25 protein-coding genes are annotated in these 25,337 nt (G+C 64.9%); 11 read left to right on the forward strand and 14 right to left on the reverse strand.

Features of this window, described 5'->3' with window-relative positions; translation table 11 throughout:
- Positions 1 to 71 precede the first annotated feature (71 nt).
- Positions 72 to 1,562 (reverse strand): methyl-accepting chemotaxis protein, encoded by a 1,491-nt coding sequence (locus ACVMB1_RS09015; RefSeq protein WP_063790157.1) that lies wholly within the window; start codon positions 1,560 to 1,562, stop codon positions 72 to 74.
- A gap of 595 nt (positions 1,563 to 2,157) precedes the next feature.
- The gene (locus ACVMB1_RS09020; protein ID WP_159109436.1) at positions 2,158 to 2,307 is read right to left on the reverse strand and encodes a hypothetical protein; all 150 of its coding nucleotides are present in this window, start codon (positions 2,305 to 2,307) and stop codon (positions 2,158 to 2,160) included.
- 137 nt (positions 2,308 to 2,444) lie between these two features.
- Here ACVMB1_RS09020 and ACVMB1_RS09025 point away from each other — a divergent pair, with 137 nt between their 5' ends.
- Together ACVMB1_RS09025 and ACVMB1_RS09030 are read left to right on the forward strand one after the other, a co-directional pair.
- A complete protein-coding gene (locus ACVMB1_RS09025) occupies positions 2,445 to 4,106 on the forward strand; it encodes a thiamine pyrophosphate-binding protein (RefSeq protein WP_076826490.1) in 1,662 nt (553 codons plus the stop codon).
- Between the two features lie 42 nt (positions 4,107 to 4,148).
- Positions 4,149 to 5,420 carry an NAD(P)/FAD-dependent oxidoreductase gene (locus ACVMB1_RS09030; protein WP_076826735.1) on the forward strand — a complete coding sequence of 424 codons (1,272 nt, stop codon included), beginning with the start codon at positions 4,149 to 4,151 and terminating at the stop codon, positions 5,418 to 5,420.
- A 20-nt stretch (positions 5,421 to 5,440) separates the two neighbouring features.
- Here the strand turns inward: ACVMB1_RS09030 and ACVMB1_RS09035 are convergent, their stop codons facing one another.
- Positions 5,441 to 5,674 carry a hypothetical protein gene (locus ACVMB1_RS09035; RefSeq protein ID WP_057019701.1) on the reverse strand — a complete coding sequence of 78 codons (234 nt, stop codon included), beginning with the start codon at positions 5,672 to 5,674 and terminating at the stop codon, positions 5,441 to 5,443.
- 42 nt (positions 5,675 to 5,716) lie between these two features.
- Between ACVMB1_RS09035 and ACVMB1_RS09040 the strand changes: the two genes are divergently transcribed.
- Positions 5,717 to 6,028 (forward strand): hypothetical protein, encoded by a 312-nt coding sequence (locus ACVMB1_RS09040; protein WP_246786574.1) that lies wholly within the window; start codon positions 5,717 to 5,719, stop codon positions 6,026 to 6,028.
- A gap of 6 nt (positions 6,029 to 6,034) precedes the next feature.
- On the opposite strand, the gene ACVMB1_RS09045 is transcribed toward ACVMB1_RS09040, so the two are convergent.
- Positions 6,035 to 6,223, reverse strand: coding sequence for a hypothetical protein (locus tag ACVMB1_RS09045; protein ID WP_016848414.1), 189 nt, complete (start codon positions 6,221 to 6,223; stop codon positions 6,035 to 6,037).
- A 296-nt stretch (positions 6,224 to 6,519) separates the two neighbouring features.
- On the reverse strand, positions 6,520 to 7,500 hold the full coding sequence (locus tag ACVMB1_RS09050) for an NADPH:quinone oxidoreductase family protein (RefSeq protein WP_456848504.1): 981 nt from the start codon (positions 7,498 to 7,500) through the stop codon (positions 6,520 to 6,522).
- 374 nt (positions 7,501 to 7,874) lie between these two features.
- Here ACVMB1_RS09050 and ACVMB1_RS09055 point away from each other — a divergent pair, with 374 nt between their 5' ends.
- From ACVMB1_RS09055 to ACVMB1_RS09085, 7 genes are all read left to right on the forward strand, one after another.
- On the forward strand, positions 7,875 to 8,648 hold the full coding sequence (locus tag ACVMB1_RS09055; protein WP_016848416.1) for a motility protein A: 774 nt from the start codon (positions 7,875 to 7,877) through the stop codon (positions 8,646 to 8,648).
- Positions 8,649 to 8,676: 28 nt separating this feature from the next.
- Positions 8,677 to 9,507 carry an OmpA/MotB family protein gene (locus ACVMB1_RS09060; RefSeq protein WP_028334286.1) on the forward strand — a complete coding sequence of 277 codons (831 nt, stop codon included), beginning with the start codon at positions 8,677 to 8,679 and terminating at the stop codon, positions 9,505 to 9,507.
- 112 nt (positions 9,508 to 9,619) lie between these two features.
- On the forward strand, positions 9,620 to 11,518 hold the full coding sequence (locus ACVMB1_RS09065; protein WP_038376908.1) for a potassium transporter Kup: 1,899 nt from the start codon (positions 9,620 to 9,622) through the stop codon (positions 11,516 to 11,518).
- A 155-nt stretch (positions 11,519 to 11,673) separates the two neighbouring features.
- Positions 11,674 to 13,599, forward strand: a complete 1,926-nt coding sequence (locus ACVMB1_RS09070) for a potassium transporter Kup (RefSeq protein ID WP_057019704.1) — start codon at positions 11,674 to 11,676, stop codon at positions 13,597 to 13,599.
- A 136-nt stretch (positions 13,600 to 13,735) separates the two neighbouring features.
- Positions 13,736 to 14,065 carry a rhodanese-like domain-containing protein gene (locus ACVMB1_RS09075; RefSeq protein WP_016848419.1) on the forward strand — a complete coding sequence of 110 codons (330 nt, stop codon included), beginning with the start codon at positions 13,736 to 13,738 and terminating at the stop codon, positions 14,063 to 14,065.
- Between the two features lie 8 nt (positions 14,066 to 14,073).
- Positions 14,074 to 15,243 carry an aminotransferase gene (locus tag ACVMB1_RS09080; RefSeq protein WP_200844431.1) on the forward strand — a complete coding sequence of 390 codons (1,170 nt, stop codon included), beginning with the start codon at positions 14,074 to 14,076 and terminating at the stop codon, positions 15,241 to 15,243.
- 6 nt (positions 15,244 to 15,249) lie between these two features.
- Entirely contained in the window at positions 15,250 to 16,359 is a 1,110-nt protein-coding gene (locus ACVMB1_RS09085) for a polyamine ABC transporter substrate-binding protein (protein ID WP_141340564.1), read from the forward strand.
- Positions 16,360 to 16,451: 92 nt separating this feature from the next.
- Here the strand turns inward: ACVMB1_RS09085 and ACVMB1_RS09090 are convergent, their stop codons facing one another.
- The 6 genes from ACVMB1_RS09090 to ACVMB1_RS09115 all read right to left on the reverse strand — a co-directional run bounded on the left by ACVMB1_RS09090 (position 16,452) and on the right by ACVMB1_RS09115 (position 21,274).
- Positions 16,452 to 17,387 carry a lipid A biosynthesis lauroyl acyltransferase gene (locus ACVMB1_RS09090; RefSeq protein ID WP_057019707.1) on the reverse strand — a complete coding sequence of 312 codons (936 nt, stop codon included), beginning with the start codon at positions 17,385 to 17,387 and terminating at the stop codon, positions 16,452 to 16,454.
- A 17-nt stretch (positions 17,388 to 17,404) separates the two neighbouring features.
- Complete coding sequence (locus ACVMB1_RS09095; RefSeq protein ID WP_028344597.1) at positions 17,405 to 18,682, reverse strand: beta-ketoacyl-ACP synthase; 1,278 nt, start codon at positions 18,680 to 18,682, stop codon at positions 17,405 to 17,407.
- A gap of 106 nt (positions 18,683 to 18,788) precedes the next feature.
- A complete protein-coding gene (locus ACVMB1_RS09100) occupies positions 18,789 to 19,973 on the reverse strand; it encodes a beta-ketoacyl-ACP synthase (RefSeq protein WP_141340565.1) in 1,185 nt (394 codons plus the stop codon).
- Positions 19,966 to 20,442, reverse strand: coding sequence for a 3-hydroxyacyl-ACP dehydratase FabZ family protein (locus tag ACVMB1_RS09105; protein ID WP_141340566.1), 477 nt, complete (start codon positions 20,440 to 20,442; stop codon positions 19,966 to 19,968). Before ACVMB1_RS09105 ends, ACVMB1_RS09100 begins: the two co-directional genes overlap by 8 nt.
- 9 nt (positions 20,443 to 20,451) lie before the next feature.
- Complete coding sequence (locus tag ACVMB1_RS09110) at positions 20,452 to 20,751, reverse strand: acyl carrier protein (protein ID WP_024582229.1); 300 nt, start codon at positions 20,749 to 20,751, stop codon at positions 20,452 to 20,454.
- 181 nt (positions 20,752 to 20,932) lie between these two features.
- Positions 20,933 to 21,274 (reverse strand): hypothetical protein, encoded by a 342-nt coding sequence (locus ACVMB1_RS09115; protein ID WP_141340567.1) that lies wholly within the window; start codon positions 21,272 to 21,274, stop codon positions 20,933 to 20,935.
- A 436-nt stretch (positions 21,275 to 21,710) separates the two neighbouring features.
- On the opposite strand from ACVMB1_RS09115, the gene ACVMB1_RS09120 reads away from it, so the two are divergent.
- Positions 21,711 to 22,337 (forward strand): ParB-like protein, encoded by a 627-nt coding sequence (locus ACVMB1_RS09120; RefSeq protein ID WP_057019711.1) that lies wholly within the window; start codon positions 21,711 to 21,713, stop codon positions 22,335 to 22,337.
- Here the strand turns inward: ACVMB1_RS09120 and ACVMB1_RS09125 are convergent.
- From ACVMB1_RS09125 to ACVMB1_RS09135, 3 genes are all read right to left on the reverse strand, one after another.
- Complete coding sequence (locus tag ACVMB1_RS09125; RefSeq protein WP_141340568.1) at positions 22,298 to 22,810, reverse strand: MgtC/SapB family protein; 513 nt, start codon at positions 22,808 to 22,810, stop codon at positions 22,298 to 22,300. The genes ACVMB1_RS09120 and ACVMB1_RS09125 overlap by 40 nt on opposite strands.
- Before the next feature lie 8 nt (positions 22,811 to 22,818).
- Positions 22,819 to 23,397, reverse strand: coding sequence for a peroxidase-related enzyme (locus tag ACVMB1_RS09130; protein ID WP_141340569.1), 579 nt, complete (start codon positions 23,395 to 23,397; stop codon positions 22,819 to 22,821).
- 98 nt (positions 23,398 to 23,495) lie between these two features.
- Entirely contained in the window at positions 23,496 to 25,244 is a 1,749-nt protein-coding gene (locus ACVMB1_RS09135; protein ID WP_137479616.1) for an ATP-binding protein, read from the reverse strand.
- Between the last annotated feature and the right edge of the window lie 93 nt (positions 25,245 to 25,337).

A 25,337-nucleotide genomic window follows, 5' to 3' on the forward strand; every position in this document is an offset into this window, starting at 1 on the left:
TTCGATGCTCGCGCATCGCCCCAATGACGCGGAGGGGTGAGTGCGCGCTCATCTCCTTCGGCCGTGCGCCGCTACATCGCCCGTACGTTCTTGAGGAACTTGTCGACCTGAACTTCCAGCTCTGAGGCGTTGCTGGCGAGCTCTCCGGAGGCCGCCAGCACGTTCTCGGCGGCCTTGCTGGCATCGTCGATCGCCTTGGTCGTGCCGTTGATGTTTGCGGTGACCTCCTTGGTGGCCGCGGCCTGTTCCTCGACCGCGCTGGCGATCACGGTCGAGATCTCGCTGATCTGGACGATGACCTGCGAGATCGCCTTCAGCGCCGTGGCGGTGTTGCCGGTCGCGGCCTGCATCTCGTTGATCTGCGCCGAAATGTCTTCCGTGGCCTTGGCGGTCTGGTTGGCCAGCGCCTTCACCTCGGAGGCGACGACGGCGAAGCCGCGTCCGGCCTCACCGGCCCGCGCGGATTCGATGGTTGCGTTGAGCGCAAGCAGGTTGGTCTGGCCGGCGATTTGGCTGATCAGGGCGACGACGTCGCCGATCTTCTGCGCCATGGTCACGAGACCCGCGACCAGCTTGTCGGACTTCTCGGCTTCGTCGACCGCCATGCGGGCAATGCGGCTCGCCTCGGCCACCTGGCGGCTGATCTCGTTGACCGAGGACGACAGCTCCTCGGACGCGGACGCCGCGCTCGCCGAGCGCTGATTGACGAATTCGGCGGTCGTCGTCAGCGATCGCGCAGTGCCCTGCATTTGCGTCGACGCCGACGCCAGCATCCCGGCAAGGCCCTTCACGTCCTTCTCGAAATCGTCCGCCAGCTTCACATTGCCTGTCACGACCGACCAGCTCAGCATCGCGCCGGTGTAGTTGCCGCGCTTGTCGGTCAGCCCGGAGACCCGCAGGTCGAGCGTTTCCGGACCGAGCTTGATCTTGGCCGCATGCGGCAGGTTTTTGGGATCGCCGACGATGCGGCGCTGGTGCGCCGGGTTCTTGTGGAAGATGTCGAACGAGTTGCCGAGGATCTTGTCCGGCGCCACCGGAAGCAGGTGCTTCACGGTGTCGAGCGTCTTGAGGCTGGTCTGGTTGATGTAGGTGATGTTGAAATCGGTGTCGCACATCATGATGTTGATCGGCATGTTGTCGAGCATCTGCAACAGCCGTTCGGTCTGCGTTTCAAGCCGCGCCTTCTCGGTCGCGAGCTCCCAGGTCAGCATCGGGCCGGTGTAGCGGCCGCGCGAATTGGTCATCGCCGTCACGGTGAGATCGAGCGTCTCGCCGCCGATGGTGATACGCGCCTTGTGCGGCAGGTTCTTCGGGTCGGACAGCAGCCGGCGCTGATGCTGCGGGTTCCTGTGAAATATATCGATCGATTGCCCGATCAGCGCGTCGACCTTTACCGGCAGCACATGCTCGATCTTCTTCAGGTTCTGCCGCGTCGACTCGTTGATGTAGGTGATTTTGAAATTGTCCAGCTCGCAGAGCATGACACTGATCGGCATGTCGTCGAACAGCCGGTACGAACTGTCCGAGCCGATCACGCTTGCGACGCTCTTCATCCCCAACATGCATTGCCTCCAGCCTTGATAATGATCTTGGTGAATTGAAACGGTGCACCTGATCGGCAGCGGAATGCCTTCCACCGCCGGCCCCACGCAGGTGCGTTACACGATTTACAATTTCTGACTGTGTGGAACGGTAAGCGATTCGAATTCCACCAAGAAGGGCACGCAATGCGCCGCGTGCGATCGCACAAGGTCGAACGCGCGATGCTCGCGATGAGCGCAGCCGAAAACGTCGCACAACACCGCGATTTGCCGTGAAATCCGCGCGATCCGGCGACGAAGATGTGAAGCGGCCGATCGCTGCACCGTAATCTTACGGAAGCACACGCGTGCGCTCCTAATGATTGTTATCGTGCACATAACGTGTGGCTCATGCAGATTGTGCCACGCCATCGCGCGCAGCGGAGAGCTCTTGACTGCAATCGTCTCGGCGGCCACGCGCTGTCGGTCTTGGCGATGCGGCGTGCGAGCATTCTTTCGCCTGCGCTCTGTTGAGTCGATCGGCGCCTCGTGATGACAGGGCGGCCGCATCGTCGATGCGGGTGTTCATGAAAGAAGCCCGCGCAGGTTGATCATGCCGCGCGAGACCCGATCGGGGTCACGGACCGGCGTCGTGGTCCCGCGCGAGCGCAACGAGATCGCCCTCGAGCCGGACGATCGTGACCTGCGTTGCTTGCCGGCCGGCGGTTTCAATCCTGCCGGCGATCGTCCGCTCTGCGGAAATCGATGACGAAACGGCGTTGCCCATTGCCTACCGCATGGCTTGGCGCCGCTGCGCGCGGGAGACGCAGCTTCGGCCTTGCACCCTATTTCCGTCTATCATACCCCGTGGGACCACGATCCGCGCGAAGCTCAAACGCGCGCCAGTACTTGCAGGGAGCCCTCATGACCAAAAGCAATGCCCGCACCGGAGGCCAGATCCTGATCGACCAGCTGGTCGCGCAAGGGGTGGAGCGCGTCACCTGCGTGCCGGGCGAGAGCTATCTGGCGGCGCTCGACGCCTTGCACGACAGCGCGATCGACGTCGTGATCTGCCGCGCCGAGGGCGGGGCCGCGATGATGGCGGAGGCCTATGGCAAGCTCACGGGACGTCCGGGCATCTGCTTTGTCACCCGCGGTCCGGGCTCGACCAATGCCGCCCATGGCGTGCACATCGCGATGCAGGACTCCACCCCGATGATCCTGTTCGTCGGCCAGGTCGACACCGGCATGCGCGAGCGCGAGGCATTCCAGGAACTCGACTACAAGGCGGTGTTCGGCACGATGGCGAAATGGGCGGTCGAGATCGATCGTCCGGATCGCATTCCGGAACTGGTCGCGCGCGCCTTCCGCGTCGCGCTGCAGGGCCGGCCCGGTCCGGTGGTGATCTCGCTGCCGGAGAACATGCTGACTGAAACCGCCGCGGTCGCCGACGCGCCGAAGGTCGAGCCTGCGGCGACCTGGCCTGCGCCGGCCGATCTCGAGCGCCTCGGCAGCATGCTCGCCGGCGCCAAGGCGCCGATCGTGGTGCTCGGTGGCTCGGCCTGGACCGCGGAGGCCGCCAAGGGCATTGCGCGCTTCGCCGAGCGCTTCGACCTGCCGGTTGCCACCTCGTTCCGCCGCGCCTCGCTGTTCGACGCCGACCACTCGCATTATGCCGGCGATCTTGGCATCGGCCCGAGTCCGAAGCTCAGGGATCGCATCACCGGCGCCGACGTCATCCTCCTGATCGGCGGCCGCATGTCGGAAATGCCGTCCTCGTCCTACACGCTGCTCGACATTCCGGTGCCGAGCCAGAAACTGATCCATGTCCATCCCGGCGCCGAGGAGCTCGGCCGTGTCTACCAGCCGGCGCTGGCGATCCAGGCGACGCCTGCGGCCTTTGCCGCCGCGGTCGAGACCATGATGCCGGCGGCAGTGCCGGCCTGGAAGGGCGAGGCGGCCAAGGCGCACGCGGATTACCTCGCCTGGACCGACAAGCCGCGCGAGCTGCCGGGCAGCTTCCAGTATGGCGAGGTCGTGACCTGGCTGCGCGATCGCCTGCCGAAGGATGCCATCGTCTGCAACGGCGCCGGCAATTATGCCGGCTGGATTCACCGCCACCATCGCTTCCACGCTTTCGCCGCGCAGCTCGCGCCGACCTCGGGCTCGATGGGCTACGGCGTGCCGGCGGCTGTGATGGCCAAGCGGCATCATCCGGACCGGGTCGTCGTGGCGTTCGCCGGCGACGGCTGCTTCCTGATGAACGGGCAGGAGTTCGCCACCGCCGTGCAGTATGACGCGCCGCTGATCGTCGTCGTCATCGACAACGCGCAATACGGCACCATCCGCATGCATCAGGAGCGCGACTATCCGGGCCGCGTCGTCGGCACCCAGCTCAAGAACCCGGACTTCGCGCTTTACGCCAAGGCGTTCGGCGGCCATGGCGAGCGGGTCGAGCGCACCGAAGACTTCGCGCCCGCGTTCGAGCGCGCGCTGGCCTCCGGCAAGCCCGCGATCCTGCACTGCCTGGTCGATCAGCGTGCGCTGTCGGTCGGCAAGGATTTTGCGCCGCAGGCCACGCGCTAGGGCATGATCCGGAAAAATGCGAAGCGGTTTTCCGAGGAGATCATGCCCAAACAAAAGTCCCGTCACGTCGCGATCATCGGGGCCGGCGCGGTCGGCGTCATCAGCGCCATCGAGGCGCTGCGTGCGGGCCACAGCGTAACCTTGATCGATCCGGGCGAGCCCGGCGGCACCCAGGCGGCGAGCTACGGCAATGCCGGTTGGCTGTCGTCGCATTCGGTGATCCCGCCGGCCGAGCCGGGCACCTGGAAGAAGGTGCCGGGCTATCTGATGGATCCGCTCGGGCCGCTGGCGATCCGCTGGTCGTATCTGCCGAAGGCCTTGCCGTGGCTGGTCAAGTATCTGCTGTCGAGCCGGACCGAGGCGCAGGTCGAGGCCACCGCGCGGGCGATGCGCGATCTCCTGAAGGATGCACCGCTGCTGCACCGGCAACTCGCCGAGGAAGCCGGCGTGGGCGAATTGATCGAGCGGCGCGGGGTGATGCATGTGTTTCCCTCACGCGCGCCGTTCGACCGCGATCTCGGCTGGCGCATCCGCAAGCGCGTCGGCATCGAATGGCTGGAGCTCGATGAAGACGAGATGCGCCAGCGCGAGCCCGATCTGCATCCGCGCTACAAATTCGGCGTCGTGGTGGAGGAGGCGGGCCGCTGCCGCGATCCCGGCGCCTATGTCGCGGCGCTTGCCGCGCACGCCGTCGCGAACGGCGCCGAACGCGTCGCCGCCAAGGCAACGGGCCTCAGGCTCGCCGGTGACAGGCTTGTCGCTGTGATCACCGAGAGCGGCGAGATTGCCTGCGACGCCGCCGTCGTCGCCGCGGGCGCGCGCTCCAGGCAATTGACCGCCTCGATCGGCGATCCGCTGCCGCTGGAGACCGAGCGCGGCTATCACGTCATGATCGAAAATGCGGAATCCGGCCCGCGCAATTCGATGATGGCCTCCGATGCCAAGATGGTCGTCAACTGGACCGATAAGGGCCTGCGCGCCGCCGGCACGGTGGAGATCGCGGGGCTTGACGCCGCGCCGAACTGGAAGCGCGCCGAAATCCTGCGCAAGCACCTCTTCAATATGTTCCCGAAGCTGCCGACGGATATTCCGCCATCGCGGATCAAGACCTGGTTCGGCCATCGGCCGAGCATGCCGGACGGGCGCCCCTGCATCGGTTATGCCCGTGCCACGCGCGATGTGGTCTACGCCTTCGGCCACGGCCATGTCGGCCTGGTCGGATCGGCCCGGACCGGCCGGCTGGTCGCGCAACTCCTGAGCGGCAAGGCGCCGGAGATTCCGCTCGCCCCGTTTGCGCCCTCGCGCTTCCTGTAGGAAGCAACGGCGGCGAAGCCTCAGCTGTCGCCGGCCCAGGCCGTGATCGCGGCCGGTGCGATCACGCGTCGCGGTGCGTGCGGATTGATCGTTCCGGCGCTGACGTCCTGCGTCTGAACGAGCAGCGTGCGCGCAAACGCCTTGGCGTCCTGCTCGGTCGTGAAGGTACGGGTCTGGCGCGCGAAGCGGTGATGTCCGGCGTCAGGATTTCGCATGGCGAACGAGACGTACCAGATGGCCTTGTCGGTCTTCATCGCGCCTCTTTGGTGGTAATCCGCCCGCGCGATCGCGACGTGATGCTCGATGCTCGATGTGCAAAAAGTGCCAAGACAAAGAATCCTGAAATACAACACATTGCGGCGAATAGGCTCCTCGGCGAACCAGCAATGCTACAGCATCGGCACGTCTACCGATACTGGCGGCATATTACCTGTCAACCGATGGGTGAAATGACAATGCGCCGTTGCGACGTTGGTTCCATCCGGCAAATTGTCATGTCGGACGAGGCGCTGGTCGCGGTCCGCGAGGGCGAAGCGGCGGCCCTGAAGCCCGTGAACTGGTGGCGAGCCGTCACGACAAGTGTCGATACTTTCGAACGCTCGACGTAGGCCTCGCTAAATGACTTGGTCCTCCTTGCGGGCTGCGTTGATGGTTTCCTCCACCTCGGCGGCAAGGGCCGTGAGATGTTCGGCGAGCTTGCTGAACAACTCGCGCTTGCGCATGTCAGTCGCCAGGTCTCGGATCAACGCACATTCCGCCGCGTCGCGGCGAAGCTTTTCGAGATGCGTCAGCATGTCCTGCATTTTTCGTCCCCGAATGCCGTACTCCGCAACGCTAAGGCGGCACAGAACCGCGTAACAATAACCTGTGATAATTTTCGCGAACCTTGGCGAGGGTCGCGTATTTTTCTGACCCTCAAGGCAAGCTTGGCTTGCGACATTCAGTGTCGTCCCTGCGAAAAGCAGGGACCCATAACCACAAGCGCTGATTGGTGTGCTTCGCTGGAATGACCAGCTTTGTTCACAACATCCGCCGCGGCGTATGGGTCCCTGCTTTTCGCAGGGACGACAGCGAGGATGAGGCGATAGCGCTGCCTCTCTCACGACCCGATCCGCACCACCATCTTGCCGAGCGCCGCACGGGTCTGCATGGTGGTGAAGGCCGCGCGAAAATCGTCGAATCCGAACACCTTACCGACAACAGGCGTCAGTCGGCCATCGTTCAGCCATGCCGACAATTGCGTCATCACGCGCGCCTGCGCCTCGGGCTCGCGCCGCGCGATCTGGGCGGCATCGACGCCGATCAGGAAGCCGCCTTTCAGGAGCGGCAGATTGAACGGCAAAGCGGGAATGTTGCCGGCCGCGAAGCCGACCACGACATGGCGGCCGTTCCAGGCGATCGAGCGGAACGCCTGCAGCGAGACCCCGCCGCCGACCGGATCGAAGATCACGTCGGCGCCGTGGCCGCCGGTCGCGTCCTTCAGCGCGTCGCGCCAGTCGGGTTTCGTGTAGTCGACGACAGCGTCGGCACCGAAGCTTGCGGCGAAGTTGCGCTTCTCCTCCGTCGAGGCCGCGGCGACGACGCGCGCGCCGAGCAGCTTGCCGATTTGAATGGCGGCGATGCCGGTGCCGCCGGCGGCGCCGAGCACCAGCAACTGCTCGCCGGCCTTGAGCGAGCCGCGCTCGCCGAGCGCATAGAGCGCGGTGAGGTAATTGGTGCGAAAGGCCGCGGCGGCCTCCATCGACAGTCCGTCGGGCATGATCTCGACGGCGTCGCGTGGCACCACGATGTGCTCGGCCAGCGCGCCCGAGCGCGCCGCGCCCATCACCCGCATGCCCGGCGCGATGCCGGCGACGTCGCCTGCGACCGCATCGACCACGCCGGCGAATTCCGCGCCCGGCGTGAAGGGCAGGGCATCCTTGGTCTGATAGCGGCCCTCGACCTTCAGCCCATCGACGAAGCCGATGCTCGCGGCGTGGACCTGGACTCGGATCTGTCCGGGGCCGGGTTCGGGGGTGGCGATCTCCCTCAGCCCGATCTGATCGATGGGCGCGTATTGCTCGACGACGACGGCCTTCATCCTGTCCTGCTCATTGGTTGGTTTCCTCGAGACCCTTTTCCGCTCCGATTGAATCGGAACGGGGCCCCGGATTCTTGTGTTGACGCGTCTTCTTCACGCGAGCCGGTAGCCAGTTCGCGCGAATACACTTCCGGCAAACCTATCCCATGTCCGTTGTTCTACGGGGAGGGGATTTGCGCATGCGACGGCAGGCTCGCATGCGGAAAGCCAGCATCTTCAACGACATCGCGAAAAGACCGGCGTTTACCCGTTGTTATCCCTACCAAATTCGGTAACGCGTCCTTAATGGCGTTAACGTTAGGGTTTTCCACGCGGCCCGCCTTGGGCTGCGCGCCGTCCAGGACGGGCAGGTTGCGTACGCGTTGGAGTCTCCTATGGATATCATGACTGGCGCCGGGCTGTTGGCTGGCATCATCGTCATCGCGGTGATGATGTTCATGGGCGGCGACCTGCACATGTTCATCTCCGAACACGCCATGATCATCATCTTCGGCGGCTCGATCGCGGCGACGATGATCCGCTTCCCGCTGGGCGTGATGCTGCATGGGCTGCCGCTCGGCGCCAAATTCGCCTTCACGATGAGCCGGCTGTCGGCCCGCGACCTCGTCGACGAGCTCGCCCGCATCGCCGAGATCGCCCGCAAGCAGGGGCCGGTCGGCCTCGAAAAGGTCGAGACCGACGAGCCGTTCCTCGCCAAGGGCATCCGTTACGTCGCCGACGGTTACGACCTCGAATTCATCCGCGACAACATGGAGCGCGACCGCGACAACTTCCTGATGCACCTCGACGAGGGCAGCAAGATCTATCGCGCGATCGGCGACTGCGCTCCGGCGTTCGGCATGATCGGCACGCTGATCGGCATGGTGCAGATGTTCGCCAACATGACCGACCCCTCCAAGCTCGGCCCGTTCATGGCGACCGCGCTGCTCGCGACGCTGTACGGCGCGCTGGTCGCCAATTTGTTCTGCCTGCCGATCGCCGACAAGCTGCACGGCAAGCTGCTCGACGAGGAGACCAACCGCACGCTGATCATCGACGGCATCCTGATGATCCGCGACTCCAAGAGCCCGGCGCTGGTGCGCGAGATGCTGCTGGCCTATCTGCCGGAGAAGCATCGCCAGGAGGAAGGCGAGCCGGTTCCGGCCTGACCGGACCGCGCTTTCGGGAAACGCAGCGATGGCCAAGAAAAAGCGCGGCGACGCCCATACCGGAGGTCACGGCTGGTTCGTGACCTTCGCCGACCTGATGGGCCTGATGATGAGCTTCTTCGTGATGCTCGTCGCGTTCTCCACCATGGACAACAACAAGCTGAAGATCGTCGCCGGCTCGATGCGCGATGCCTTCGGCGTGCAGACCAATGTGCGCTATTCCGGCATCGTCGAATCCGACGGCCTGCCGACCCGGCCGAAGCTGAAGAACGTCGAGCACATCTCGCCGGAAGAGTCCTCCGCCAATCCGACGCCGGACGAGAAGGAGCGCAGCCAGATCAACGGCGCGCGGCTGAAGATCGACCGCGAATTTGCGCTCGCCTCGGCCTCGCTCCGCCAGGCGCTGCAGGACATGCCGGAGCTGACCGAGATCTCCAAGAACATCATGTTCGAGGAGACCAAGGAGGGGCTCAACCTCGAGATCGTCGACCAGGACGGCCGCTCGATGTTCGCGGACGGTTCCAGGGAGCCGTACGACCGCACCCGCCGGCTGATCCAGAAGCTGGCCGCGCCGCTGAAGGCGACGCCGCTGCGGGTTGCGATCGTGGGGCATACAGCCGCAGGCTTCGTGCCGGCGCGCAGCGATTATGACGGCTTCGACCTGTCCGCGGACCGCGCCAACGCGGTGCGGCAGATCCTGGAGCGGGAAGGGCTGCCGCCGTCGCATATTTTCGCGGTTTCAGGCAAGGCCGACGGCCAGCCGCTGTTTCCCGACGATCCGACGCTGCCGGCCAACCGTCGCGTGACCATCACGTTGATGCGGGAAAATCCGCCGCTGCCGCCGGATCTGAAGCCGTAGCTCTGGGTTACCATACTACCGTCAACTACCATTGTTGCGCGGTTGACACGCGATGCGGAAGCGTCGATAGCCGCGCGGATCAAATCAACCGATCGGGCGTTCCAACCTCGCCATGGCTGTCAGCGTCTCATCTACCGAAGCTCAGGAAGGACAACCGACCTCCAGCTTCTGGGCCCTGACACTCGGCAGCATCGGGGTGGTGTTCGGCGATATCGGAACTTCGCCGCTCTACGCATTCCGTGAGGCGGTCGGCGGCGCCGCGCACGGCCAACCGGTCACCCGCATCATGGTGCTGGGCGTGCTCAGCCTGATCCTGTGGGCGCTGTTCACCGTCGTCACCGCGAAATACGTGCTGTTGCTGCTGCGCGCCGACAACAATGGCGAGGGCGGCACGCTCTCGCTGATGGCGCTCGGCCAGCGCGCGATCGGTCGGCGCAGCTGGCCGCTGCTCGCGCTCGGCGTGGTCGGCGCCTCGATGTTCATCGGCGATTCCATGATCACGCCGGCGATCTCGGTGCTGTCGGCGGTCGAAGGCCTCAAGCTCGCCACCCCGCATCTCGAGCACTATGTGGTGCCGCTGACGATCCTGATCCTGGTCGTGCTGTTCTCTGTGCAGAGTTCTGGCACCGCGCGCGTCGCTTCCGCCTTCGGTCCGGTGATGGTAGTGTGGTTCGCCTCGCTGGCGGTGATGGGGCTCGTTCACATCATGGACGACCCGTCGGTGCTGGCGGCGATCAATCCCTATTACGCGCTCCAGTTCATGCTGACCCACGGCACCATCGGCCTGGTGACGCTGGGCGCGGTATTCCTCGCGGTGACCGGCGGCGAGGCGCTGTATGCCGATCTCGGGCATTTCGGCCGCAAGCCGATCCAGTCCGGCTGGTTGTTCTTCGTGCTGCCGTCGCTGCTGCTGAACTATTTCGGGCAGGGCGCGCTGGTGCTGTCCGATCCCAGCGCGATCGAAAACTCGTTCTACCGCATGGTGCCCGACGTGCTGCTGCTGCCCCTGGTCGGGCTCGCCACCGCCGCGACGGTGATCGCGAGCCAGGCGGTCATCACCGGCGCCTATTCGCTGATCAGCCAGGCGGTGCAGCTCGGGCTCTTGCCGCGCTTCGAGGTTCGCTACACCTCGGAGACCCATGCCGGTCAGATCTATCTGCCGCGCGTCAACCGGCTGCTGCTGATCGGCGTGCTGCTGCTGGTGCTGCTATTCCGCACCTCGAGCGGGCTGGCGTCGGCCTATGGCATCGCCGTCTCCACCACGATGGTCGCCGACGGCATCATGGGCTTCATCGTGATCTGGAAGCTGTGGAACTGGCGCGTGGCGTCGGCGGCGGCATTGATCCTGCCGTTCGTGATCGTCGACATGACCTTCTTCAGCGCCAATCTCCTGAAGCTGTTCGAGGGCGCGTGGGTGCCGCTGCTGTTCGGCGTCGTGATGGCGACGATGATCTGGACCTGGCGCCGCGGCGCCGCCATCCTGGTCGCCAAGACCCGACGCATCGAGGTGCCGCTGCGCGACCTGATCCACAGTCTGGAGAAGCGGCCGCCGCATATCGTCAAGGGCACCGCGGTGTTCCTGACCAGCGATCCGAGCTTCGTGCCGACCGCGTTGCTGCACAATCTCAAGCACAACAAGGTGCTGCACGAGCACAACGTGATCCTGACCATCGAGACCGCACCGACGCCGCGCGTCGATCTATCCGAGCGCGTCAACATGGAGAAGGTGAGCGACAAGTTCACCGCGGTGCGGCTGCGCTTCGGCTACATGGAATCGCCGAACGTGCCCAAGGCGCTGGCGGTCGCGCGCAAGCTCGGCTGGCAGTTCGACATCATGTCGACCTCGTTCTTCGTGTCGCGCCGCTCGCTGAAGCCGTCGGCCCAGTCCGGCATGCCGCAATGGCAGGACCACCTGTTCATCGCGATGAGCCGGTCCGCCAATGATGCCACCGACTATTTCCAGATCCCGACCGGCCGGGTGGTTGAAGTGGGTACCCAGGTAACTATCTGACCGGGCGCAGGATTCTGACATTGATCGGCCGTGACCCATGCGTGATGTGCATGGCGGAGGCCTGAATCCGGGCTAACCTATGCATTCCTGCCGGGAGTATAGCGCTGCGACCCGGCATTGTGCGGTGCGGCAGAAGACAGAGGCACAGCTTCCCCATGTCATCCGAGAGTGCGATCACCGCGGCGGAAACGCCGGCGGCAAACGGCAATGGTGAGGCGCATTCAACCGCCACCTTCAAGGCCCTGATGCTCGGCAGCATCGGTGTCGTCTATGGCGACATCGGCACCAGCCCGCTTTACGCCTTGCGCGAGGCCGTCGTTGCCGCCGCCGGCGGCGAGGGCGCGGTGACGGCGCATGCGGTGCTCGGCGTGCTCTCGCTGATCCTCTGGGCTTTGATCGTCGTCGTCACGCTGAAATACGTCGTGATCCTGCTGCGCGCGGACAACAATGGCGAGGGCGGCACGCTGGCGCTGATGGCGCTGGCGCAGCGCGCGGCGACCAAGGGCGGCGCCGCGATCGTGCTGCTCGGCATCATCAGCGGCGCGCTGTTCTATGGCGACGCCGTCATCACGCCGGCGCTCTCGGTGCTGTCGGCAATCGAGGGCATCAAGCTCGTCACCTCGACATTCGATCCCTATGTCGTGCCGCTCACGGTGGTGATCCTTGTCGTCCTGTTCGCGGTGCAGTCGCGCGGCACCGCGCGCGTCGCGGCCTTCTTCGGCCCGGTGATGTGCGTATGGTTCGCCCTGATCGCGGTCGCGGCGCTGCCGCAGATCGCGCGGCATCCCGAAGTGCTATACGCGCTCAATCCGATTCTCGCGGTGTCGTTCATGCTGCATCACGGCGTGATCGGCTTCATCACGCTCGGTGCGGTCTTCCTCGCGGTGACTGGCGCCGAGGCGCTCTATGCCGACCTCGGCCATTTCGGCAAACGCCCGATCCAGACCGCGTGGCTGTTCATCGTGCTGCCGTCGCTGGCGCTGAACTATCTGGGGCAGGGCGCGCTCCTGATCGGCAATCCCAAGGGCATCGAGAACCCGTTCTTCCTCATGTTCCCGGACTGGGCCTTGATCCCGATGGTTGCGCTGGCGACCATGGCGACCGTGATCGCGAGCCAGGCCGTCATCACCGGCGCGTATTCGCTGACGCGGCAGGCGATCCAGCTCGGCCTGTTGCCGCGGTTCGAGATCCGCCACACCTCGGAGGCGCATTCCGGGCAGATCTACATGCCGCGCATCAACCGTTTCCTGTTCATCGCGGTCATCGTGCTGGTGCTGATGTTCCGCTCGTCGAGCGCACTGGCGTCGGCTTACGGCATCTCGGTGACCGGCACCATGGTGGTGACGGCGATGATGGGCTTTGTCGTGATCTGGAAGGTCTGGCGCTGGTCGCCGATCGCGGCCGCCGCGCTGGTCGCGCCCTTCCTGTTCCTGGACATCACCTTCCTGGCCGCCAACCTGCTCAAGGTGTTCGAGGGCGGCTGGGTGCCACTCGCGCTTGGCGGCGCCATGATCGTGGTGATGTACACTTGGCGGCGCGGCAGCCGGCTGTTGTTCGAGAAGTCGCGCAAGCTGGAATTCCCGCTCGCCGATCTCGTCGCGATGTTGGAGAAGCGGCCGCCGCAGCGTGTCACCGGCACCGCGGTGTTCCTGACCAGCGACCCCGTCAGCGCGCCGACCGCGCTGATGCACAGCCTCAAGCACTACAAGGTGCTGCACGAGAAGAACGTCATCCTGACCATCGAGACGGCGCCGACGCCGCGGATCGATCCGTCCGAGCGGGTGCGGATGGAGCAGCTGAGCGAGACCTTCTCCAAGGTGACGCTGAAGTTCGGCTTCATGGAACAGCCGAACGTGCCGAAGACGCTGGCGATCGCCCGCAAGCTCGGCTGGCAGTTCGACATCATGTCGACCTCGTTCTTCCTGTCCCGCCGTGCGCTGAAGCCGGCGGCGCATTCGGGCATGCCGAGCTGGCAGGACCATCTGTTCATCGCGCTGAGCCGCTCCTCGAACGACGCCACCGACTATTTCCAGATCCCGACCGGGCGGGTGGTCGAGGTCGGCACGCAGGTCACGATCTAGCGGTCCTGCCAGTCACATCCTGCGAGTCATCTAACCCGTTTCGGACGCTTGATTTTCTCTGCGCAAGAGGCGACTTTGCGGCCCGGAACGGCGGGCCGCGCGACGCTCGCCAAGCTGATATCGGGAGGATATTTCCGTGGCGGACCACAAGGTGGAAGATTTGTTTCCGGACGAGGTGTCGAAGGGCATAGCGGAAGGCCGCTATCTGCTGGTCGACGTCCGCGAGCCCAACGAGGTCGCCGTCGAGGCCTATCCCGATGGCGTCGTAGTGCCGCTGTCGACGTTCGATCCGGCGGCGATTCCCGATCCGCAGGGCAAGCAGGTGGTGTTCGCCTGCCGCTCCGGCAAGCGCTCGGTGACGGCTTCGCTGGCCGCCCAGGCCGCGGGCCTGCCCTACGACAAGCACCTGGCGGGCGGCATCATCGGCTGGAAGGCGGCGGGACTGCCGACCAAGACCGGCGGCTGATCCCTGACATGACCTCCATGAACAAGGTCTTCGCGGACCTTCCTGTCACCATCTTCGAGGCGATGTCGCAGGCCGCGCGCGACAACAACGCCATCAATCTCGGCCAGGGCTTTCCCGACGATCCCGGTCCGGAGGACATCCGCCGCGCCGCCGCGGACGCCTCGATCAACGGCTACAATCAATATCCGTCGATGATGGGCATCCCGGAACTCCGTCAGGCGATCGCATCGCATTACGGCCACTGGCACGGACTCAAGCTCGATCCGATGACCGAGGTGATGGTCACCTCCGGCGGCACCGAGGCGCTGACCGCCTCGATCCTCTCCGTGGTCGAGCCCGGTGACGAGGTGGTGTGCTTCCAGCCGGTCTATGATTCCTATCTGCCGATCATCCGCCAGGCCGGCGGCATTCCGCGGCTGCTGCGGCTCGAACCGCCGGAGTGGCGGCTGAGCGAGAAGATGCTGCGCAGCGTCTTCAACCACAAGACCAAGGCGGTGCTGTTCAACAATCCGCTCAATCCGGCGGCGGTGGTCTATCCGCGCGAGGACCTCGAACTGTTGGCGCGGTTCTGCCAGGAATTCGACGCGGTTGCGATCTGCGACGAGGTCTGGGAACACGTGGTGTTCGACGGCCGCGAGCACATCCCGCTGATCACGATCCCGGGCATGCGCGACCGCACCATCAAGGTCGGCAGCGCCGGCAAGATCTTCTCGCTGACCGGATGGAAGATCGGCTTCGTCTGCGCCGCGCCGCCGCTGCTGCGCGTCGCGGCGAAGGTGCACCAGTTCCTCACCTTCACGACGGCGCCCAATTTGCAAGCGGCGGTGGCATTTGGCCTCGGCAAGCCCGACGACTATTTCCTCGACATGCGCAAGGACATGGCGCGGAGCCGTGACCGCCTGACCAAGGGGTTGGAGAGCATCGGCTTTCCGGTGCTGAAGTCGCAGGGGACCTACTTCCTCACCGTGGACCTGTCGCCGCTCGGGCTCAACGAGACCGATGCCGAGTTCTGCTGGCGGATCGTGCAGGACTACAAGGTCGCGGCGATCCCGGTGTCGGCGTTCTACGAGCAGGATGCGGTGACGTCGGTCGTGCGTTTTTGCTTCGCCAAGAAAGACTCAACGCTCGACGCCGCGCTGGAGCGGTTGTCGGACGCCGTTCACCGCCGCAAGAGGTAGGCCAGAATGCGAGAGCAGAACCGTCGTCTCGTCAGCTTCGTCGGCGCGGTCGCGACGGTCCTGCTGCTCTCGGCCTCCGCCGACGCCGGGGAGCGCACGGTCAACTTCTACAACTGGTCGAACTATATGGCGCCGGGAGTCCTCGAGGACTTCACCAAGGAAACCGGCATCAAGGTGGTCTACGATACGTTCGACGCCAACGAGACGCTGGAGACGCGGCTGCTCGCCGGCAAGTCGGGCTACGACGTCGTGGTGCCGACCGGCTACTTCCTGCAGCGCCAGATCACCGCGAAGGTGTTCCTCAAGCTCGACAAGTCGAAGCTGCCGAACCTCGCCAATGCATGGCCTGTGGTGACGAGCCAACTTGCGACTTACGATCCCGGCAATAGCTACGGCGCCAACTACATGTGGGGCACCACCGGCATAGGCTACAACGTCAAGATCGCGCAGAAGATTCTCGGTCCCGACGCGAAGATCGACAGCTGGGACATGGTGTTCAAGCCGGAGAACCTCGCCAAGTTCAAGGATTGCGGCATCCACATGCTGGATTCCGCCGACGACATCCTGCCGGCGGCGCTGAGCTATCTCGGCCTCGATCCGAACTCGACCAAGCAGGCCGACCTCGAGAAGGCCGCCGATCTCGTCATCAAGATCCGGCCCTATGTGCGCAAATTCCACTCGTCCGAATATCTCAGCGCGCTGGCCTCTGGCGAAATCTGCTTCGTGGTCGGATGGTCGGGCGACATCATGCAGGCGCGCAGCCGGGCGGCGGAAGCCAACACCGGCGTCGAGATCGGTTACACGATCCCGAAGGAGGGCGCGCAGATGTTCTTCGACAATCTCGCGATCCCCGCGGATGCGAAGAATGTCGCTGAGGCCTATGAGCTGATCAACTACCTCTACCGTCCCGAGGTCGCGGCGAAGAACTCGAACTTCCTGTCCTACGCCAATGGCAATCTGGCGAGCCAGAAGCTGATCGACCCGAAGATCTTCAACGACAAGAATATCTATCCCGACGAAGCGATGCAGAAGAAGCTGTTCGTGATCACCGCGCGCGATCCGGCGACGCAGCGGATCATCAATCGCCTGTGGACGCGGGTGAAGACCGGGAAGTAGGTCTATCCGTCATTGCGAGCCAACGGATCGCGCGAACGCGCGCCCGACGACAGGCTCTTCGCTCCTCGCAATGACGAGGTAGGGCTGCCAGCCTACCGCCAGCGCCGGTGCAGCCAGAGCCACTGATCCGGGTATTCGCGGACCCAGCCCTCGACCACGTCGGTGATCGCCTGCATGGTGCCCTGTATATCGATCTGGCCGGATGCGTCGAACACCGGCTTGACTTCCTCGGTGACCTCGCCGCGGAAGCGGCCGTCGGGCAGGCGGATGATCCGCGTGCCGTGGATGGGGCAATCGATCTGCCGGCGCAGGCGCGCCAGCAGCGGATTCGCGGTGGTCTTGCGGCCGAAGAAGGTGACGGGAACGCCGTTGGTCAAATACTGATCGACCAGCATCGCGACGTGCTGGCCGTTCTTCAGCGCCTGCGCCAGCTTGAGCGGCGCGTCACGGCCGGCCGGCACCAGCGTGCCCAGATTGACCGCGCGGATGCGTTCGATGGCGCGGTCGGCGGCTTCGATGTTCGGCCGGCGAAACAGGATGGTGGCGTCGAGCCCATGCGCTGCGGCGGCAATTGGAGAGAGCTCCCAGTTGCCGAGATGTGCGGCGAAGAACAGTGCCGGCTTGCCGTCGTCACGCAACTGATCGAACAGCTGCTTGCTGCGCGCCGAGAATTCGACGCGACCCGGCTTGTCGGGATTCTGGGGATCGTGGTCCCAGATGCGGTCGATGTGCGCGAATTCAGCGCCGATGCGTCCGAGGTTGTGCCAGACGCCCGTCAGGATCTCCTCGATCTCCTCCGGTGACTTTTCCGGGAAGGCGGCCTTGAGGTTCTCGCGGCCGATGCGATCCTCGCGCAGCCGGCGGCCGATGAAATGCGCGGCGCGGCCGAAGAATCTTGCGGTCTTCTCGGGATCGAAGTAGCGCGTCGTACGCAGCAGGCCGATCGTCAGCCCGCCGATCGCCGCGTCGGTCACGGGCTTCGCGGCGTCACGCAGGTGCGCCCTGGTGCGAAGGAGCAGGCGTTTCATCTGATGAGGCGAGGGCGCTAGGCCGGCTCGCGCGTCAGGATCAGTGAGGCGTTCTGCCCGCCGAACCCGAACGAGTTCGACATCACGGCGGTCACCTTGGCATCGCGCGCCTTGTTGCCGACCACGTCGAACGGGATCGCGGGATCAGGCACCTCGTAGTTGATCGTCGGCGGAATCCGCTGATGCTCGAGCGTGAGCAGCGAGAAGATCGCCTCGACTGCACCGGCGGCCGAGATGGTGTGGCCGACCATCGACTTGTTCGACGACACCGGAATGTTTTTGGTGTGTTCGCCAAACACGGCCGACGTCGCAAGATACTCCATCTTGTCGTTTTCCGGCGTCGAGGTCCCGTGCGCGTTGATGTGATCGATTTGCTCGGGCTCCATTCCAGCATCGGCGAGTGTCTTGCGCACGCAGCCGATCGCCGGCTTGCCGTCCGGGGCCGAGCGGGTGCGATGGAAGGAATCGGTGAGCTCGCCGCAGCCGGCGACGACGCCGAGGATGCGCGCGCCGCGGGCCATCGCGGCCTCGTAGCTCTCGAGCACCAGCGCGCCGGCGCCTTCGGCCATCACGAAGCCGTCGCGGTTCTTCGAGAACGGTTTCGAGGCGGCCTGCGGCGGGTCGTTCTGGGTGGAGAGAGCCGACAGCAGCGAGAAGCGCACCATGGCTTCCGGGTTCACCGAGCCGTCGGTTGCGACGCACAGCGTCGCATCGGTTTCGCCGCGGCGGATCGCCTCGACGCCGAGCTGGATCGCGGTCGCACCGGAGGCGCAAGCCGTCGACAGCGAAATCGGGGACCCTTTGGTACCGAAGGTCTCGGCGAGGTTGAGCGCGACGGAGCCGAAGGTGAAGCGCCGGTGAAAGTGCGCGAACTTCCCGCCGCTACAGGTCGCCAGGTATTCGATGATTCCAAAGTCCTTGGTCGGAACCTCGCGCGCGACTTCGAGCCGCTGCGGCCACTCGGTCTCGATCGGGGCGACTGCCAGAAACAGCGGGCCGGGAAAGTCGCCCTTGCTGCCGATGCCGGCTTGCTCGAGCGCTTCTTCGGTCGCGATCTCCGCCAGACGCTGCGACAGGCTGGTCGACGAGAACGGGTCGACGGTGACGAAATCGACGGCGCCGGCCATCGTCGTCTTCATACTGTCGAGCGGGAAGCGTGTCACGGTCTTGATGCCGGACTCACCCGCGGTGAGGCGCTTCCAATTGTCGGTTTTGCCGCCGCCGAGCGACGTCACGATTCCCATGCCGGTCACGACAACGATCGGTCGGCCGAATTTATCGCGTGGTGCTGTCATGGTTTCCCCGTCGGTGCTTGCGCCGGACTTAAAGTGCGATGAGCTTCATCGCACCCTAGTTGTTTGTTCGAGCATGATGTTCGGAAACAATTTTCCGGATCATGCTCTAACTGACGGCCTCGACCAGTGCCATGCCTTCGCCCTGCCAGTGGCCGACCCCCAACACCACAATCTGGGTTGGCGCTTCGGTCTTTTCAACCTCCAGCCCGGTCGGGTCGTTGGCCGGATAGAGCGCGCCGCGCGAGATCGACAACGCGGCCAGCGCGAGCCCAAGCGGGAATTGCGCCTCCATAGTGTGGCCGAAGGTCGTTCCGGTGGCGCGGACGGCAAAGTCGGCATGCTGGCTGAGGAATGCGCGCTCTTCGGCGGTCGCAGGCTCGGCGCCGGTCGCGCCCGTGATCAGGATACCGTTGTCGCCGCTGACACCGAGCTGCGGCCACAACGCCTGCAGCGATTTCGTCACGGCGCCCGGCTCCTTGCGTCGGGCAAGGTCGGCGACAACCTTGGTCAGCTTGGCGTACGGCTTTGCGCCGCGGGCCTCGGCATGTTCGCGCGATTCCATCACGAGGAAGGCGCCGGCGGAGCCGATGGCAAAGCCCGGGTTGTTCCTGCGGGCCCAGACCGAGCTATGCTGGTCCTTGAGGGCGAGATCGCCGAATGCATAGAGCATCAAGAGGTCGCCGCGATCGCCGTTATGAGCGGCGCCGACCAAGGCGATGTCACTCTGGCCGGCTCCAATGCGCGCGACCGCGATCCGTGCCGCGTCGATGCTTGAGGCTTCCTCGCCCATGAAGGTGCGCGAGGTCCCGCACACGCCGTGAACGATCGCGATGTTGCCGGCGAGCAGGTTGGAGAGCTGCGCCAGGAACAGCGTCGGGCGCAGCTCGTTCATCAGCTTCTCGTTGAGGAGGGCTGGCGGCAACTTGCCCTGTGCGTCGGCGTTCATGATCGCGAGGTCGACAGTGAGGTCACGCTCGCCGCCACCGGCTGCGATGATCATGTCCATCCGCGACAGGATTTCCTGATTGCCTTTGACGCCGGCGGAATCGAGCGCCAGCCCGGCGGCATAGGTGCCGATCCGCTGCCAGGTTTCCATCTGACGCTGATCGCCCTTCTTCGGGATCTGGGCGTCGAAGCTGACGGGAGCGATCGGATGGATGACGTATGGCGCGAGACGCTTCTCGTCGGCATTGACGCGCCGGGCGCCGAGCGCCTCCCAATGCGCATCCAGTCCCTCGCCAAGCGAGGAGAGCAGGCCTACGCCGGTGATCCAGACTTCCTTCTCAGCCATTACTCAGTGCCTGCTGCGGAAACCCGATCTTGGCGGCCATCGCATCCATGTGCACGCGCAAGTCCGGGCTGGGGAAGGGGATGTGACGGAAGGTCAGCTCGGCATTGCACTTGAGCTCCTTGCCGACGCGAACCTTCGCCGAGGTCACGGCGAAGCCTGAACCTTCGTGCTCGATCTTGGCCTCGATGGTCAGGACCGAGCCGGGGCTGACGAAGCCGCGCATCTTGGCTTCCTTGACCATGGCGAGGAAGGGCATGCGCTCGAACTTGGTCAGACCAAGGATCAGCCAGCCCGAGCTCTGGGCCATTGCTTCGGTCAGCAGCACGCCGGGCATGATCGGGTAGCCCGGGAAGTGCCCCGCGAACACCGAATGGCTGTCGGGCGGAACATCCGCCTCGACGACAATGGTCCTTGCGTCGAGGTTGAGGTCGACGATCCGATCAATCAGCTGAAAGATCTCGAGCTGCATGATGGGCGATTACGAGCCCGTGCCCGTGCCCGCGTTCTTGGCTGCAACCAGCTCGTCGATGCGGTCGGCGAGATTCTTCAACACGAAATACTGCTCCGTCGTGGCCTTGCCGTCGTTGACCTCCTGGGTCCACTTTTCGAGCGGCATCTTGATCCCGAAGGCCTTGTCGATGGCAAAGGCGATGTCGAGGAAGTCGAGGCTGTCGATCCCCAGATCGTCGATCGCGTGGCTCTCCGGCTTGATCGTGTCGCGCGGGATGTCGCAGGTCTCCGCGATAATGTTGGCGATCTGCTCGAATGTGGAGGACATCATTAAGCCTTTGATATATTGAAGGTAATTCCGGGTCGGCTCAGAGGAGGCGGGCGCGTTGCCCCGGAATGCCCGATTGCTGGTGCCGGAGTCGTGTGCCCGTATATCGGAGCAGGGCCGTTAGTTCAATGGAGCTTGGCCGGCATCGCAAGGACGGTTTTTGGGCAGGGTTCCGGCCAGCCTAGCTGCGCGGCATCACCGTAATCTTCGCGCAATCCCGGCGGCCCATCAGCACGCAATCCTGGGTCTTGCGCAAATCGGCGATGCTCATGGCAAGCCAGATGCCGATCGCGGTGAGCGCCACCGTGAAGGCGAAGGCGGCGATGTTGGCGAGCATGCGCTGGCGGAAATCGTCGGGCTCCTCGCGCGGCTTCTCATAGCGAGAGAGATCGTTGGCAACGGAAGCCGGGCGCGTCGTTCGGGGCGGCTCCTCGCGCTTGCCGGGCGGCTGCGCCGAGGTACGCGGCCGGAATTTGAGCACCACGTGCTCGGCATCCGAGGAGATTGGCCGCTGCGTCTTCACTGTTTGTCAGTCCGGTCGCGTCGCCGGTTATGTTTAGCATGTTCGCTGCACTTCACACCTAAAATCTTGGTGCGCGCAGAGGTGGTATTCATGCGTCGATCACCTCCAGGAACTGGCTTGCCGTCGAGGCGGCTGCTGCGGAGCGCGGGATGCTCGGCATTGCGATGACCAAGCCGATGTCGACACACTCGTTCGACCTTCGCGCATGCACAGTTTGCGCTGCAACGCCGTCACGGAGGTTGAGGCTGCGCGCCCGGGCATTGGCAGCCCGGGCATTGACAGCCCGGGAGCATCGACAGCCGAGGGCGGACCATCCGGCCATCGGCCCCCACCGCTTCGTGAAGCCATTCCGGCACACCGGACTCTTTCACCCGCCTGCGGGCTCATGACATAGTGGAACCCGTTCCGGAGTGCCGGTCAAAAGGGAGCATAAATCATGGCCCACACGCGCGAGCCTTACGTCAAACCGGTCCCGATCCTGTCGCTGCGGCCGACCCAGATGACGGTCGGCATGCAGGAGGTGACGGAGAAGCGGAAGCGCTGGCGCGAGCACAAGTCGGACAAGAAGCGCGCCGAACTGCTGGGCAAGCACATGATCCCGGTCGTCCATGGTCCCGACGATCGCTACTACGTGGTCGATCACCATCACATGGCGCGGGCGCTGCACGACGAGGGCGTCAAGGACATCCTGGTCACGGTGATCGGCGATCTCACGATGGTCGAGCGTGACGTGTTCTGGGGCGTGATGGACAACAAGCGCTGGGTCTATCCCTACGATTCCAAGGGCGAGCGCCGCCACTTCAAAGACATTCCGAAATCGATCAAGGACCTCAGGGACGATCCGTTCCGCAGCCTCGCCGGCGAGATGCGCCGGGCGGGCGGCTTTGCCAAGGACACGACGCCGTTCAGCGAATTCCTGTGGGCCGATTTCCTGCGCCGCCACATCCCGCGCAAGACGGTGGAGAACAATTTCGCCAAGGCGCTGGAGAAGGGACTGGCGCTCGGCCGCAGCAAGGACGCGGTCTATTTGCCCGGCTGGTGCGGGCCGGCATCTGACGACTGATCTGCCGCGACCGCCGGCCCGTGTTGATTATCCCTGCCGCCGAGCAAGTGGTGCAGCCACCGCTCGGTCCGCTTGCCGAAGGTCAACAGCAGGAACGCCAGCGCGACGGCGGTGACGACGATCGGCCAATGTCCGGCGCCGCAGACGATGCCGACGCAAGCGGCGAAGAAAGCGCATGCGGCGCTGGTCAGGCCGCGGACCTGGAAGCGGTCGCCCTGCCGCACGATCACGCCGGCGCCGAGGAATCCGATGCCGGTCAGCACGCCCTGGATCACGCGGCTCACCGCGTCGGTGAATTTGCCGGGCTCGACGGCCTGCAATGCCAACAGCACGACCATGGCCGTCGAAAGGCTGACGAGACCCAGCGTCTTCAGGCCGATCGGCTTGCCGCGCAGGTCACGGTCGAGCCCGATCGCGCAACCGGCAAGGGTGGCCGCGCCGAGACGCAGGACGATCTCGCTCCAGTCCGCCAAGGCGTCCTCTATTTCGGCTGCCGGCCGAGCATGTAGAACTCGCTGTTCGGCCGCATGCCGGTGACGTTGGCGAGCCGGTTCGACAGCGCGAAGAATGCCGCAACCGCGGCGATGTCCCAGACGTCGTCGTCGCTGAAGCCATGGGCCGCAAGCGTGGCGAAGTCCGCCTCCGAGATTTCCTCAGCGGCGCGGCTCACCTTCATGGCGAAGTCGAGCATCGCGCGCTGCCGCGGCGTGATGTCGGCCTTGCGGTAGTTGACCGCGATCTGGTCGGCGATCTCCGGATTCTTGGCGCGGATGCGCAGGATCGCGCCGTGGGCGATCACGCAATACTGGCACTGGTTGGCGGCGCTGGTCGCCACCACGATCATCTCGCGCTCGGCCTTCGAGAGGCCGGAGTCCTTTTCCATCAGCGCGTCGTGATAGGCGAAGAAGGCGCGAAACTCGTCGGGGCGATAGGCCAAGGTGAGGAAGACGTTCGGCACGAAGCCGGATTTCTCCTGCACCGCCAGGATGCGGGCGCGGATGTCCTCGGGGAGCTTGTCGAGAGCGGGCGTCGGGAAGCGTTTTGCGGTCGGCTGCGTCATGAGATGGTTCCGGCGTGCCGCCTGGATGCGGCGTCACGCGAGACCATAGTGGATGACGCCTTGGGCGCAAGGCGCATCGGCGCCCTGGCGGAATTCGGCTAACGCAGCGGCTTCTTCAGCAGCGAGAAGCGGTCCGGATCGAGGCCGAGCGAGGGCTGCAGCATCGGCGCCTCGGCCGGCGCCATGGTGCGCGCCGGCGCCGGAGAGTTGAAGTTGGCGTCGCCGCTCGGGCTATCGCGATGCGAGGTGGCGCCGCGCCAGCGCTCCAGCACGGCGCTGACGAAATGCATGTCATGGCCGGCGGTGACCGACGGTACCGTGGCGATGGTGGCCTCGCCGCGCGGCAGCTGGTGCGGCGGCACCTCCTTGAAGCGCAGCCGGGTCGGCAGCGCCACGCCTTCGCCGAACGCCAGCACCTCGCGGGTGCCGAGCGAGGGCACGAAGGACAGCAGGTTGGCGGCGGCATCCGAGACCGCGGAGCGTAGCAGCGCCTGGTCGCGGTCGTTGGCGAGGCGCATCGTGAACAGCGTGTTGCACTGAGAGATGATGGTCGCGTCGAGCTCGGCCGGACGCTGGGTGATCAGGCCGAGATAGACGCCGTATTTGCGGCCTTCCTTGGCGATGCGCGACACCGCCTTGCGGGTCGGCCCGAAGCCGATATTGCGGTCGGCCGAGGCGTAGCGGTGCGCTTCCTCGCAGACGAACAGCATCGGCGAGACGCCGTCGCTCCACAGCCCGAAATCGAACGCCATGCGGCACAGCACCGACACCACGGAATCGACGACTTCGGCGGGGAAGCCGGCGAGCTGCATGATCGTCATCGGCTTGCCGTTGGCGGGCAGGCGGAACAGATGGCTGATCACCTCGGCCATTGTATCGCCGCCGACATTGGCATTATCGAACATGAAGGCGTAGCGCGGATCGTTGCGCACCGCGTCGATGCGCGAGATCAGCTTGTGATAGATGATGCGCGAAGAGCGGTTCTCCAGCTTGCCCATGCGCTCGTCGATCAGCGAGATCAGGTCGACGAGGCGATAGGGCACCGGCGTATCGACGGTGTAGCCGACCTGCTTGGGGTCGATGCGCTTCAGCCCGAGACCGACCCGGTCGGAGTTCTGGTACTGGGTGTAGATGCCCTTCGCCATCGGGATCACTTCGGCGAGAATGTCGAGCTCCTCGGGCACGCCGGGCCGGCCGCCGAACAGCACGTCGACGATCTCTTCGAAGTTGAACAGCCAGAACGGCAGCTTCAGGTTCCGCGGGTTGAGCACCTGGGCGCGCTCGCCGAAGCAGCGGCCATATTCGTTGTGCACGTCGAGCAGGAAGATGCGCAGGTTCGGCCGCGACTTCAGGATCTCGTTGAGCAGCAGCGACACGCCGGTCGACTTGCCGACGCCGGTCGAGCCGAGCACCGCGAAGTGCTTGGACAGCATCTCCTCGACGTCGACATAGGCGATGACAGAACGATCCTGCTGCAGCGTGCCGACATTGATCTGGTCCGAGCCGCTCGGCGCATAGACCGTGCGCAGCTCCTGGTTCGTGATCAGATCGGTGCTGTCGCCGATGGTCGGATAGTGGGTGACACCGCGCTGGAATTTCGGGCGGTCGCCGCCCAGGATCTCGCCCAGCAGGTCGACCGAGGCGGTCGCCATGTATTCGTCGGACGCCGGCAGGTTCTCGCACGTCACTTCGGTGATCATAGCGACAATGACCGAACTCGCGCAGCGGATACTGACGAACCGGCCGACGGTCGCTCGCATTTCCGAAAGTTGCATCTGGCCGCCCGCCAGCAGCCCAACCCGGGCCTGCGAGCCGCGCACAGAGATCACACGTCCGAAGGGTGTCACAGTTCCAGCCTGGCTCGTTCTCAAAATCTAAATGTCCGGACCAATATGCCCGCCCGGGATTGGAAAAACCGTTAAATCGCCGGGGTTCCGCAT

It is taken from the genome of Bradyrhizobium sp. USDA 4504 (genome assembly GCF_054063995.1).